The following is a 12,902-nucleotide window of genomic DNA, read 5'->3' as shown; positions in this document are numbered from 1 at the left end:
AAGACCGAATATGAAGAAAATATCAGGACGCATTATTAAAGGAATCGGAGGGTTTTACTACGTAAGACCCACCGGTTCCCTTGCTTTATTAGAAACCAAGGCCAGGGGAAAATTCCGACATCAAAAAATAACCCCGATGGTGGGGGATTACGTGGATGTAGCAGTGGATGGGAAGGAAACCGCCATCGATACCATTAAAACCCGTAAAAACGCCTTTGTACGCCCACCAGTGGCGAATGTGGACGTGGCTATTATTGTTTTTGCCGCCGCCAACCCCGATCCGAATCTTTTTTTGTTGAACAAGTTGCTGATTACAGCAGAATATCGGGAAGTGGAGCCCATCATCTGCATTACCAAGACGGATTTAGTTTCAGCTGAAGCAGTGGAAGAAATAGCTGCGGTGTTTAAGGATACCCCCTATGCCATCGTCCCTGTCAGTAATGTGGAAACCGGGTCCTTAAAGGCACTGACAGACCTGCTGTCTGGAAAAACAGCCTTTTTAGCGGGACCCTCTGGCGTAGGAAAATCCACTTTGGCCAATCGCCTGTGCGCTGCCAGCGAGATGGAAACCGGGGGACTGAGTGAAAAGCTTGGCCGGGGGAAGCATACCACGAGACACGTGGAGCTGCTTAACATGGATTGTGGCGGTTATTTGCTGGATACCCCAGGGTTTTCCTCCCTGGATATCGATGAAGAAATGACCGCGGAGGATTTAAAATTTTACTTCCCGGAGTTTGCCCAGGGAGCCTGTAAATTTATGAATTGTACCCATCGCTCCGAGCCGAAATGCGCCGTGAAAGCCCAGGTGGAGGAAGGGGCCATCAATCCCCTTCGATATGAGCACTATTTGGAGTTATACGATTTTTTAGGAAAAAAGGAGAGCTGGCGATGAAGGCCATCATCTTTACCGGGGGACGCTACCGGAATTTGGATTTCTATACCCGGCTTCTGAAAAAGGAAAGGCCGGCCTATATCCTGTGCGCCGATAAAGGAACAGAAACGGCATTAGCCCTGGGGATACGGCCGGATGTGGTCCTTGGGGATTTTGACTCCATCGCCCCCGGGGTTTTGGAACAGATCAAAAAAATGGCGATTCCCATGGTGGTCCATCCCACCCATAAGGACGAGACCGATACGGAGCTGGCCATCACCACGTGTCTGGAGAGGGGCTGTACCGAAATCCTCCTTCTGGGGGCTTTGGGCACCCGAATGGACCATAGCCTGAGCAATATTCATCTTCTGGGGCGGCTTCAGGCCGCTGGGGTTTATGGCCGTATTGTGGACGAATACAACACCTTGTTTTTAGTGGAGGACCGAAGGGCCCTGGAATTGCCTGTGGGTACCACCTTATCCGTCATTGCCTATACCGACCGGGCTGAAGGGGTTACCCTAAGGGGCTTTGAGTATCCCCTGGACCGGGCGGACTTGGACCATCTGGCTGCGGGGCTGGGGGTGAGTAATGTAGTGGTGGCGAAGCAGCAGGAGATTATTGTGGAAAGTGGAACCCTCCTGGTGGACGTGGTCCACGAGTAGGGTTTAATGGCTTTTAATAACGAAGGCCTATACCGCCAGGGTATCGTAAAAGCCCAGGAGCAGAAAGGCCCACATAAAATAGTTTTCAATACAACATAGCACAGAATAGGGCATATAAAAAGAGGGCTGTCCCATTGCTGATTTCCATCAGCACATAGGACAACCCCCTTTTAGGTGGTCTGATTACGCACGTTCGACTTTACCGGAACGCAGACATCTTGTACAGACGTGGACACGTTGAGGTGTGCCATCGACCATTACTTTGATTTTCTGCAGGTTGGGCTTCCAGATTCTCTTGTTATGTTTGTTAGAGTGAGAAACAGAGTTGCCAGCAACGACATGTTTCTTGCACACAAAGCATTCTTTAGCCATCTATATTTACCTCCCTTATTCAGTTCTAACTTATTCGTCTATCAAACAGAAGCCATTATATCACAGAAGCAAAAAATAATGCAATAAGATTTTTGACTTTATCCCGAAAAAAATGTAGAATATAAAGAAACAATGGGTAATTTTGAGTTTTTGAACTTAAGGAGATTATACAATGAAAATCGAAAATGAACTTGGGTATATCGAAATATCACGTAAAGCCATTGCCGATATCGCTGGAACTGCGGCCATGGGATGTTATGGACTCGTCGGCATGGCTCACCAGCGCGGGAAGGATGGCCTCATCGAGCTTCTGACCAAGGAGCATTCCAGCAAGGGTGTGGGCGTGAAGATCGACGAGGACGGCCGGCTGATCATCGACCTGTACGTTATCGTCGAGCAGGCCATCAAGATTTCGGTCGTGGCTGAAAATATTATTTCTGCAGTGAAATACTGCGTCGAAAAACAGACATCACTGAAGGTGAAGCGGGTCAGCGTGAATGTCGTCAGCGTCAGGGTATAACGGAGGTTAAAATGGAGTTAAATAGAATCGACGGCGAGATGCTGAAGAAAATGTTCGAATACGGTGCTAAAAATCTGGAAATCAATAAAAAGACGGTGGACGAACTCAATGTCTTCCCCGTGCCCGATGGTGACACCGGGACGAATATGTCTCTGACCTTCTCCCATGCCGTGGGGGAGTTGGCAAAACTCGACAGCACGAATCTGTACTCTGTGGCAAAAACAGCCTCCAGCGGTGCCCTTATTGGCGCCCGGGGGAATTCCGGGGTCATCCTCTCCCAGCTGCTGCGTGGGGTGGCCGATGGCTGTAAAGATAAAGACAGCCTGGATGTGTTTGGCGCCGCAAAGGTCATTCGCGCTGCGGCCGATGCGGCCTATAAAGCAGTTATGAAGCCCACAGAAGGGACAATCCTCACGGTGGCACGGGAAATGGCGGAATTTGCCATGGACCATCACGATGAATATCGGGAGATTGATGTATTCTTAAAGGATGTCATTGCCCAGGGGAAGGATGCCCTATCCCGAACACCGGATATGCTGCCGGTGCTGAAGGAAGCTGGTGTGGTGGACGCTGGGGGCCAGGGTCTCATCTTCATTATGGAAGGGGGATATCTGGCGCTGACAAATCAGGAGCTTACGGAAGAGGTGCGCTTTGATATCGGCGACCGGGACCGTTTCGTGGATGACTCCGGGATGCGTCCCGAGGATATTACCTTTGGTTATTGTACGGAATTCATTGTTAAGGAAGCGGGAGACGCCGATGACAATGAATTGCGTGAGTTTTTAAATACCATCGGAGATTGTGTACTGGTCATTAAAGATGATGATATTATCAAGGTTCATGTGCATACAGACCATCCGGGTCAGGCCTTCGAAAAAGGCTTGTCCTACGGTGAGCTGATCCGGATGAAGGTGGATAATATGCGGGAAATGCTAGGCGTGCCAGAGGAAGGGGAGGAAGAGGATTCTCCTGAGGTTCCCTATGGCTTTATTGCCGTTTCTCCAGGGGAGGGGCTTACCCATCTTTTCCATGATCTTGGCATTACCCGGGTAATTTCCGGGGGACAGACCATGAACCCCAGTACCCAGGATTTTTTGGATGAAGTGGAAAAGCTAAATGCTAAGGATATTTTCATTTTCCCCAACAACAGCAATATTATCATGGCGGCCAATCAGGCGGTGGCCATCTCAGATAAAAATCTTCATGTCATCCCCACTAAGACCATTCCCCAATGCGTAACCGCTATGCTGGCCTTTAACCCAGAGCTGGACGCCCAGAAAAACGGGGACGATATGCAGGCAGTCATTGCCGATGTTAAAACCGGTGAGGTGACCTATGCGGTGCGGGATACTAAATTTAACGGCTTAAAGATTAAAAAAGGCGATATTATTGGTATTTACGGTGGAGAAATCGTTGTAAAGGGTAAGGCTGTCGATGCTGTGACGGTGGAGCTGCTGCAGAAAATGGTGGACGAGGACAGCGAGCTGATTTCCATTTACTTTGGACATGAGGTGGAAGCGGAGACGGCAGAGTCTCTGGCAGAGTCCCTGGAAGCGGATTTTAGTGACTGCGATATCGAAGTGAACGACGGCGGTCAACCGCTGTATTACTACATCGTTTCGGTGGAGTAGAATGATATAAAGAGGTAAAAGATGGCGATCAAAGATCCGGTACGGACAATTCCTGGGGTGGGGCCGAAGCGTGAAGCGGCCCTAAAGGCCTTTGGTGTGGAATCTGTTGGGGACCTCCTGGGGATATTTCCCCGAAAATACCTGGATCGCAGCGAAACCGGCACATTGCTTACAGAAACAGCCCAGTGTGTGACGGTAACGGCAGTGGTCGCAAAGAAAGGGACGGTTCGGCGGATCCGCAGGAGCCTGTCCCTTTTTGTATTGCCCATTGAGGAAATATTATCCGGGGGACAGGTGGTCCGGGGAGAGGCGGTGTGGTTCAACCAGCCTTGGTTAGCCGAGCATTTTGCGGTGGACAAGGTGTACCATTTTTATAGCCGTGTCACCGTTAAGAAAGGCCGGCATGTACTGTATAGCCCTCAATTTGTACGGGCAGACCAGCCCGGGGATTTTTTTGAGTTAACACCAGTTTATCCCAAGGTCGAGGGGATTCCCCCGGAAACCTTTAAAAAATACATTCAAAAGGCCCTGGAGGGGGATTTAGGGATTGAAGATTCCTTGCCTCAGAATTATCGGGACCAATTTGATTTACCGGGGATGGCCGAGGTGGTTAAGATGCTCCACCATCCAAAGTGTTTGGAAGAGGTAGCGAGGGGTCAGCGGCGAATAAAATTTGACGAGGCCCTTAAAATAAATCTGGGGATTTTGAGTAACCGCGTTTCCCTGGGGCCATCGAAAATTCAAATCCATAATTTTGGCCAGCTGGGCCGTTTTGAACGGGGGCTGCCCTTTGAGCTGACCAGCGGCCAGGTGGGGGTTCTCAGTGATATCATTGGCGATTTCCGGGAAGGAAAGACCATTAATCGCCTGGTTCAGGGGGATGTGGGGTCCGGCAAAACCGTAATTGCAGTGGCCTGTGCCTACCTTATGGGATTATCGGGGTATCAAACGGCCTATATGGCACCCACGGAGATTTTGGCTGCCCAGCATGCCAGAAATTTCGAGGCGTATTTAAAGCCCTATGGCATTACCGTGGCCTTAATCACAGGGAGTATGAAGCCGGCAGAACGGCGAGAGGTTCTGGAAGGGGTGGCTTCTGGAGAGGTTCAGGTGGTTATTGGAACCCATGCACTGATTCAGGACAGTGTTGATTATTACAATTTGGGGATGGTCATCACCGATGAACAGCATCGCTTTGGGGTTCGCCAGCGGGGTAAGCTTGGGTTAAAGGGGCATCAGCCCCATACCCTGGTCATGAGCGCAACCCCCATTCCAAGAACCCTGTCTCTGGTGCTCTATGGCGATTTGGATATTTCCACCATCGATGAGATGCCCAGTGGACGAAAGAAGATTAAAACCTATTTCTATGGAGAAAAAGCACTCCCCAAAATTTTGAATTTTATGGCAGATGAAATGGACAAGGGATATCAAGCCCTGATGATTTGTCCTTTCATTGAGGAGGCCGAGGGCTTAGAGGATGTGAAGGATATCGAGCGGGTGTATCCAGAAATGGAAAAACACTTTAGGGGACGTTATTCCGTGGGGTGTCTCCATGGAAAGATGTCCGATGCGGATAAAAAAAGGATTATCGGCGATTATAATGCCGGGGAGCTGAAGCTTTTAGTGGCCACCAGTATTGTGGAGGTTGGCATCGATGTTCGGGGAATCTCGGTGATTACGATTTTAAGTGCCGACCGCTTTGGCTTGTCCCAGCTTCATCAGCTGAGGGGTCGGGCCGGTCGTGGGGATCAACAGGCTTATTGCTTTCTGGTATCTAATGTTCGGGGGGAGAAGACCATCGAGCGGATGAAGGCGGTCGTTTGTCATACCAATGGTCAGAAGATTGCAGAGGAGGATTATCGGTTGCGGGGTCCCGGGGATTACTTCGGATGCCGGCAGCATGGCTTTCCCTCCACTAAGGCCCTGGACCCCTACGAGGATTTGGAGCTTATTGCTCAAACCCGGGAAATTGCCAAGGAAATCCTAGACGCTAAGGATGCACAAACCATGTCCCTTCGTTCCAGGATTATTGAAGATTTTTACCAGAGTGTGGAAATTACCATGAATTAAGAAAAGGAGGCGCCAATGCGTGTCATAGCAGGTGAAAAGCGGGGGATGCGGCTGTATGAGCCTAAGGATGAACGTATTCGCCCCACAACGGATAAAATAAAGGGGGCCATTTTTAATACCATCCAAATGCGTTTGGATGGGGAGTCTATCTTTGTGGATCTTTTCGGGGGGAGTGGTGCCATGGGAATTGAGGCCCTCAGCCGGGGAGCCAGGGAGGCCTGGTTTTTTGATGTGGATACAGAGAGTGTCCGGTTGATTGAAAAGAATGTGGAGAAAGCAGGCTTTGGAGATCGGGCAAAGATTGGTCGGATGTCGGCCAAGGCAGGGATCGGACACCTGGCTCAGGGGGGCGTGTCCTGTGATTTTGTGTTTATGGACCCGCCCTACGTTAAAGGAGAGGAAAGCATTGCCCTCATTGAGGCTATGGCAAATAAAAAAATTCTGAAATCTGAAGGAATTATAATGATGGAGCATGAAAAATCTGTTATAATGCCTTTAACGATTTGTAATTTTGTGAAAACAAAAGAGAAAAAATATGGAAACACCGTCATCAGTTATTACGGTGAGGAGTGAAGGTATGGCGAAGGCAGTATATCCTGGCAGCTTTGACCCCATGACAACGGGGCATTTGGACATTATCAGACGGGCATCTGCCATCTTTGATGAGATTGTGGTCTGCGTCATGGTGAATACCACGAAGCAGTATCTTTTCCCCTTGGAGCAGCGCATTGCACTACTTGAAAGCGTCCTTTCTGATCGGGGGAATATCCAGGTGGACCATTATGAAGGGCTTTTGATGGACTATGTGGTGGACCGTGGAATCGATGTCGTGATTAAAGGACTTCGAAATAACCGGGATTTTGAATATGAAAACAACATGGAGTTTTTTAACAAACGGATGGCGAAGGATATTGATACCGTGTATCTGATGGCCAGCCATGAACATGAGTATATTAGTTCCTCAGCGGTCCGGGAGCTCCTGGGCTTTGGAGGAGATATCAGCGGGCTGGTACCGCCAGAGGTGGAAGCCGCGCTGCGCTTGAAATAGATTGGAGGCAGTATAATGAAAGTTTTGGAATTAATCAACGAGGTGGAAGAGCTGGTGGAAAAGGGGAATTCTGTTCCCTTCTCATCAAAAGCCTTAGTGAATCCAGAGGAAATTATAGAGATTTTGGATGAAATCCGGACTGCCCTCCCGCCGGAGTTGGCAGAGGCCCGTAAGATTGTGGCAGAGCGCAAGCAAATTTTGTTTGAGGCCCAGGCTGATGCGGATCGCTTGAAAAATGATGTGGAGGGTAAGCTGCGGCAGGTCATCGATAACAGCGAAATTACAAAGAATGCCCAAACCCAGGCGGAAGTTATCATTGAAAATGCCCAAACCCAGGCCAAGGAAATCCGCATTGGGACCCAGCATTATTCGGATAAAATTTTATATAATCTTCAAATCAAGCTCAAAGAAATCAATGATCAAATCGAAGCAAATCGCAAAGAACTAAAGGATATTAAATGATGAATCGGGACTTGGTTGCAAGTCCCGATTTTAGCAAGGAGAATAGAATGATAGAAGTTGGAAAGATTCAGGATCTGGTCATTGATCGGATTTCAAAAATTGGGCCATATTTGGTGGACCCTCGGGATAAAAAAGAAAAAAAGGATGCGGTGTTGATGCCGGGGAAGGAATTGCCTAAGGGTGCGGCTGTGGGGGATACCCTATCAGTCTTTGTCTACCGGGATTCCGGGGACCGGCCCATTGCCACCCTAAGGCGGCCTAAAATACTTATGGGAGAGCTGGCACCTTTGAAGGTGGTGGCGATCACCCGGGTGGGGGCCTTTATGGACTGGGGGCTGGAAAAGGATGTGCTCCTCCCCTATAGCGAGCAAATTACCAAGGTACAGATTGGCCGGGAATATTTGGTGGAGCTGTATCTGGATAAAAGTGGCCGCCTGTGCGCAACGATGAAAGTATACCCCAAGTTGGAAAACGAAACGCCCTATAAGGTCGGGGATTGGGTGGAAGGTTATATCTATCAGATTAATCCGGAAATGGGGGCTTTTGTGGCGGTGGATTTAAAATACCATGGCTTAGTTCCCTTGAAGGAAATGATCAGTGCAGATGTGCACTGTGGTGATTCGGTTAAGGCCCGGGTGACCCAAATCCGAAAGGATGGCAAACTGGCCCTTAGCCCCAACCGCAAGGCATACAAGGAAATCCCCCAGGATGCCCGGGTAATTTATGAGAAGCTTATGGCGGCAGGGGGATCACTGCCCTACAATGATAAAACACCGCCAGCCATTATTGCTAAGGAATTCCATATGAGCAAGGCCTCCTTTAAACGGGCCATTGGTAACTTGCTGAAAACCAAGAAAATTCGGATCACCAGCCGGGGGATTACCCTGTCAGAAAGTCGCCATTAGGTGATGGCCATGTCGACAGTCGTCATCGTTAAATGCACCAGCTACGATGGGGAGCAGGTGTACGAAGCCCTTAAGAGGGGTATGGCCCAGCTGGGTGGGATCACCCGTTTTGTATCTCCGGAAGAGAAAATTCTCTTAAAGCCCAACATGCTGCGGAGTAAGAAAATAGAGAGCGGCTGTACCACCCATCCGGCTGTATTTGAAGGTGTCATTCGCTTGTTAGAAGAGGCCCAGTGCACCAAGCTGACCTATGGGGATTCCCCTGGTTTGGGGGCACCGGAAAAGGTGGCTTCGGAAGTGGGGTTGGCTGCGGTGGCCGAGGCCCACGGTATTCCCCAGGGCGTGTTCGATCGGGGTCAAACGGTGGCCTACCCTGGTGGGGAGGTTACCAAGCGCTTTGAGTTAGCCCAGTCCGTCATCGAAACGGATGCTTTAATTAGTCTGTGCAAGATGAAGACCCATGGACTTACCCGAATTACAGGGGCGGTTAAAAACCAATTAGGCTGTGTCTATGGCTTTAATAAAGGGGCGAGCCATGCCCGGTTTCCAAATAGTTTACAGTTTAGCCGAATGCTGGTCGACTTGAACCAATGCATTGCACCCCGGCTCTTCATCATGGATGGGATTACCGCCATGGAAGGCAATGGTCCGGCATCGGGAACCCCGGTCAAAATGAATTGTCTTTTGATTTCTGATGATCCCGTGGCTCTGGATGCTACCTTTGCCCGGTTGGTGGATCTGGACCCATCCTTTGTGCCCACCATCACCGCAGGGGAAGAGATGGGCCTGGGAACCTACCTTCAGGACGAAATTACGCTGTTGGGAGATCCTTTAGGTGATTTGATAAATGATAATTTTTCTGTAGAACGGATTCCGGTCAAGGATGAAAGCACCATCAGTCTAAGTAATCTAAAATTTTTTAAAAATTGGCTGACGCGGAAGCCTGTGGTTATCCGGGAACGTTGTGTCCAGTGTGGCATTTGCATTGCCAGCTGTCCTTTAGAGGAAAAAGCCTTGCATTGGCAGGAGGTGGGCAGCGATCGGTATCCGAAGTACGATTATCACCGCTGCATTCGCTGCTATTGTTGCCAGGAAATGTGCCCGAAAAAGGCCATTGTTGTTAAAACGCCGCTGTTGGGGCGGATTTTTATATACCGATAAATACAAAAGAGGGGAGTGATTCTATTGTTAGCATCAAAATTAATACTTAAATGCCTTGAAAAAGAAAATGTAGACGTTATTTTTGGGTATCCCGGTGGGGCTCTGCTGCCCTTGTATGAGGCATTCCGTGAATCTCCCATCGAGCATGTCCTTGTGAGAAATGAACAGGCGGGACCCCATTATGCCAGTGGCTATGCCCGTGAAACTGGAAAGGTAGGGGTTTGCTTAGCGACCTCAGGCCCCGGAGCCACGAATATGGTCACGGGGATTGCAACCGCTTATCTGGATTCCATCCCTATTGTCGCCATCACCGGGCAGGTTAACCGGGATCTCATTGGGACGGATGCCTTTCAGGAGGCCGATATCTTTGGAGCAACGGCACCCTTTACCAAACACTCTTATCTGGTAAAGGAAGCGGCAGACCTGCCACGAATTATCCGGGAGGCTTTCCATATTGCATCCACTGGTCGTCCGGGGCCCGTTTTAATCGATATTCCCCGGGATGTTCAGCTTGAGACCATTAAAAATATCAAATATGTGGATGAGGTGGATATCCGTGGATATAAGCCAACCTACGAAGGCCATATGGGACAAATTCGCCGGGCTATCCGGAAGATAAAGGCCGCCAAACGACCTGTGATTTACGCCGGGGGCGGTGTTCTCCTCAGTAAAGCTCAGGAAGAGCTTTTAACCTTTGCTGAGCAAAACAGCATCCCAGTTATCACTAGTCTTATGGGGATTGGGGCTTTTCCCGAGGATCATCTCCTCTATGCCGGCATTGTGGGAAGCCATGGTTATGAGTATTCCAATCATATTATGGATGAGGCGGATTTATGCATCTGTGTGGGAGCACGGATGTCGGATCGGGGCACCATGAATAATGTGGGGAGTATGAATAATATGGAGCTGATCCATATCGATATTGATCCGGCTGAAATCGGTAAAAATATCGATGACACCAATATCCCCATTGTGGGTGATGCCCGTATCGTTCTGAGTGAATTGATCGAAAAGGACATTAACAAGGATACCAAGACATGGCTGACAGGGATTGAAAAAATAAAAGAAGAGCACCCGGTGCTGTACGATTGCCATCTGGACTTAGATTTGGTGAATCCTAAGCTGTTCTTTACCCGCTTGTCAGACATTGCGGCTTTGGATGCGACTCTGGTGGCAGATGTTGGGCTGAATCAGATTTGGTCTGCCTTGTACTACCATGTCATGGGAGATCGCCATTACTTTACCTCTGGAGGTCTGGGCACCATGGGCTACAGCATTCCCGCAGCAGCTGGAGTGGCCTTTGCCACCCGGGAAACCCCAAAACAGATTTTTGCGGTTTGTGGGGATGGCAGCTTCCAGATGGCCATGGGTGAGCTGGGGGTTATTGCAGAGTACCAGCTGGATGTGAATATCATTCTCATTAACAATGGGAAGTTGGGCATGGTCCGCCAGCTCCAACATGACAATTACGGTAAAAACCATTACTCCGGGACAGATCTTAGTTTCTCTGTGGACTTTATGACCTTGGCCAAGGCTTACGGTATCCAGGGCTTCCATGCCGAGACCACGGAGGAGGCTGAGTCCGCAATTGCGCAGGCCATCGCCCATAAGGGCCCGACCCTTGTGGAATGCATGGTCCACGAAGATTTCATTCGGATTTAGGAGGGGACAATGGAAAAGCATTGTTTATCGCTACTCGTAGAAAATAACTTCGGGGTACTCTCCCGGATTTCTGGACTCTTCGCCCGTCGTGGCTACAACATCGACAGCCTCACGGTCGGGACCACGGAGAATCCCAGGATCTCCCGGATCACCATGGTGGTTACGGGGGATGAGCGGATCCTGGAGCAGATTAAAAAACAACTGAATAAGCTGATCAATGTCATTAAGGTCATTGAGCTCAAGGATGGCGAAGCCATCCGTCGGGAGCTGGTGTTCATTAAGGTTCGTGCCAATGACGATACCCGTGCCAATATCGTCCAGATTTCCAATCTGTTCCGGGCATCGGTGGTGGATGTGGCCAAGGAAAGCCTGATTCTGGAGCTGACGGGAACCCGGGAAAAGGTTGATGCCTTTATTGAAATCATTGAGCCCTTTGGTGTGTTGGAATTTGTCCGTTCAGGTGAAACGGGACTTCAGCGTGGAAAGCATAAGATCTGAGGAATGAATGGATAATCGAAAAAAGGGTGTTTTATGTATCGTCATCGCCACCGTGCTCTTAAGCTGCGGTGGCGTTCTCATTAAAAGTGTAGACGCTAGCTCTATGACCATTGCCGCTGTCCGTGGGGGCATTGCGGGGATTGTTTTCATCCCCTTTATCCAGTGGAAAAAGCTGCGTTTTGACAAATCCTTTGTGGGATTGATTTTAGCCTATAGTTTTTTAACGGCGACCTTTGTGACGGCAACAAAGATGACCACGGCGGCCAATGCCATTATTCTGCAATGCACAGCGCCCCTCTGGCTGTATTTATTTTATTTGATCAGTGGGAAGAAATCCATCGTAATGTCTGAGCTGGTCCCCCGACTCGTCATTCTCTGTGGGATTTTAGTGATTCTCTTTGATCCCACCAATGCAGGTGGGGATCAGGCCCTATTCGGCAATCTTTTAGCCTTGGCCTCAGGAATCGCCTACGCCGCAGAGCAGTATTTAATGGAAAAGGATTACCCCATGAATGATCTTTCCAAGGTGGGGATTATTAACTTAATCATGGCTTTTGGGATGCTGCTTTTATTTAATCATCAGATTGACATTCTGAATATTTCGTGGTCTAATTGGTTAGTGTTGATATTCTTGGGGGTCGTCCAGCTAGGCGGGGCCTATCTCTTTCTGTTTAAGGGGGTACGTCTGGTCTCAGCCTTTGAGGCTTCCATTATATCCTTATTAGAGCCCATCCTAAACCCCATCCTTGTATTTTTTATTATCGGAGAGAAACCAACAGGGTTTACGATCCTTGGTTTTGCTGCAATTTTGGTCGGAATTCTACTGACCCTGCGGCCAGAAAAATGCCAGGCTGGAGTGAATTAATAATTATTTGAGGAGGAACTATGTACAAAATCGTCAAAGCCGAACACCTGGCGGAGAACATTGTCCTGATGGACGTGTTGGCTCCCCGGGTCGCCAAGCATTGTGAACCCGGACAATTCATCATCGTCCGGCTGGATGAACGGGGGGAACGCATCCCCTTAACCATCTGTGACTA

At 49.2% G+C, this 12,902-nt stretch carries 14 protein-coding genes and 1 pseudogene; 14 read left to right on the top strand and 1 reads right to left on the bottom strand.

What is annotated here, in order from left to right; genetic code table 11:
- Positions 1 to 10 precede the first annotated feature (10 nt).
- Both rsgA and BLU30_RS12390 read left to right on the top strand, forming a co-directional pair.
- Positions 11 to 892 (top strand): ribosome small subunit-dependent GTPase A, encoded by an 882-nt coding sequence (gene rsgA, locus BLU30_RS12395; protein WP_332583370.1) that lies wholly within the window; start codon positions 11 to 13, stop codon positions 890 to 892.
- Positions 889 to 1,533, top strand: a complete 645-nt coding sequence (locus BLU30_RS12390) for a thiamine diphosphokinase (protein ID WP_090246827.1) — start codon at positions 889 to 891, stop codon at positions 1,531 to 1,533. The genes rsgA and BLU30_RS12390 overlap by 4 nt, the downstream gene beginning before the upstream one ends.
- 183 nt (positions 1,534 to 1,716) lie before the next feature.
- On the opposite strand, the gene rpmB is transcribed toward BLU30_RS12390, so the two are convergent.
- The gene (gene rpmB, locus BLU30_RS12385) at positions 1,717 to 1,905 is read right to left on the bottom strand and encodes a 50S ribosomal protein L28 (protein ID WP_090246825.1); all 189 of its coding nucleotides are present in this window, start codon (positions 1,903 to 1,905) and stop codon (positions 1,717 to 1,719) included.
- A gap of 172 nt (positions 1,906 to 2,077) precedes the next feature.
- On the opposite strand from rpmB, the gene BLU30_RS12380 reads away from it, so the two are divergent.
- The 12 genes and pseudogenes from BLU30_RS12380 to BLU30_RS14560 all read left to right on the top strand — a co-directional run.
- On the top strand, positions 2,078 to 2,425 hold the full coding sequence (locus BLU30_RS12380; protein WP_090246823.1) for an Asp23/Gls24 family envelope stress response protein: 348 nt from the start codon (positions 2,078 to 2,080) through the stop codon (positions 2,423 to 2,425).
- An 11-nt stretch (positions 2,426 to 2,436) separates the two neighbouring features.
- Complete coding sequence (locus BLU30_RS12375) at positions 2,437 to 4,056, top strand: DAK2 domain-containing protein (RefSeq protein WP_090246822.1); 1,620 nt, start codon at positions 2,437 to 2,439, stop codon at positions 4,054 to 4,056.
- A gap of 21 nt (positions 4,057 to 4,077) precedes the next feature.
- Complete coding sequence (locus BLU30_RS12370; protein ID WP_090246820.1) at positions 4,078 to 6,126, top strand: ATP-dependent DNA helicase RecG; 2,049 nt, start codon at positions 4,078 to 4,080, stop codon at positions 6,124 to 6,126.
- A gap of 15 nt (positions 6,127 to 6,141) precedes the next feature.
- A complete protein-coding gene (rsmD, locus tag BLU30_RS12365; RefSeq protein WP_090246818.1) occupies positions 6,142 to 6,699 on the top strand; it encodes a 16S rRNA (guanine(966)-N(2))-methyltransferase RsmD in 558 nt (185 codons plus the stop codon).
- Between the two features lie 4 nt (positions 6,700 to 6,703).
- Entirely contained in the window at positions 6,704 to 7,174 is a 471-nt protein-coding gene (gene coaD / locus BLU30_RS12360) for a pantetheine-phosphate adenylyltransferase (protein ID WP_090246817.1), read from the top strand.
- Positions 7,175 to 7,189: 15 nt separating this feature from the next.
- Positions 7,190 to 7,636, top strand: coding sequence for a hypothetical protein (locus BLU30_RS12355; protein ID WP_090246815.1), 447 nt, complete (start codon positions 7,190 to 7,192; stop codon positions 7,634 to 7,636).
- 47 nt (positions 7,637 to 7,683) lie between these two features.
- Positions 7,684 to 8,541 carry a CvfB family protein gene (locus BLU30_RS12350; protein ID WP_090246814.1) on the top strand — a complete coding sequence of 286 codons (858 nt, stop codon included), beginning with the start codon at positions 7,684 to 7,686 and terminating at the stop codon, positions 8,539 to 8,541.
- A 9-nt stretch (positions 8,542 to 8,550) separates the two neighbouring features.
- Positions 8,551 to 9,702 (top strand): DUF362 domain-containing protein, encoded by a 1,152-nt coding sequence (locus BLU30_RS12345; RefSeq protein ID WP_090246812.1) that lies wholly within the window; start codon positions 8,551 to 8,553, stop codon positions 9,700 to 9,702.
- 24 nt (positions 9,703 to 9,726) lie between these two features.
- Positions 9,727 to 11,364, top strand: coding sequence for a biosynthetic-type acetolactate synthase large subunit (gene ilvB, locus BLU30_RS12340; protein WP_090246811.1), 1,638 nt, complete (start codon positions 9,727 to 9,729; stop codon positions 11,362 to 11,364).
- 9 nt (positions 11,365 to 11,373) lie between these two features.
- Entirely contained in the window at positions 11,374 to 11,862 is a 489-nt protein-coding gene (ilvN, locus tag BLU30_RS12335) for an acetolactate synthase small subunit (RefSeq protein WP_090246809.1), read from the top strand.
- A 7-nt stretch (positions 11,863 to 11,869) separates the two neighbouring features.
- Positions 11,870 to 12,727: a DMT family transporter gene (locus tag BLU30_RS12330; protein WP_090246808.1), complete on the top strand. Its 858-nt coding sequence runs from the start codon at positions 11,870 to 11,872 to the stop codon at positions 12,725 to 12,727.
- 20 nt (positions 12,728 to 12,747) lie between these two features.
- Positions 12,748 to 12,902: pseudogene (locus tag BLU30_RS14560) on the top strand (sulfide/dihydroorotate dehydrogenase-like FAD/NAD-binding protein); the annotation flags it as partial.

Origin of the sequence: Eubacterium barkeri (genome assembly GCF_900107125.1) — a bacterium.
Lineage (GTDB): Bacteria > Bacillota > Clostridia > Eubacteriales > Eubacteriaceae > Eubacterium_O > Eubacterium_O barkeri.
Note: the sequence above shows the minus strand (reverse complement) of the source record. Positions and strands in the feature narration are given on the sequence as shown.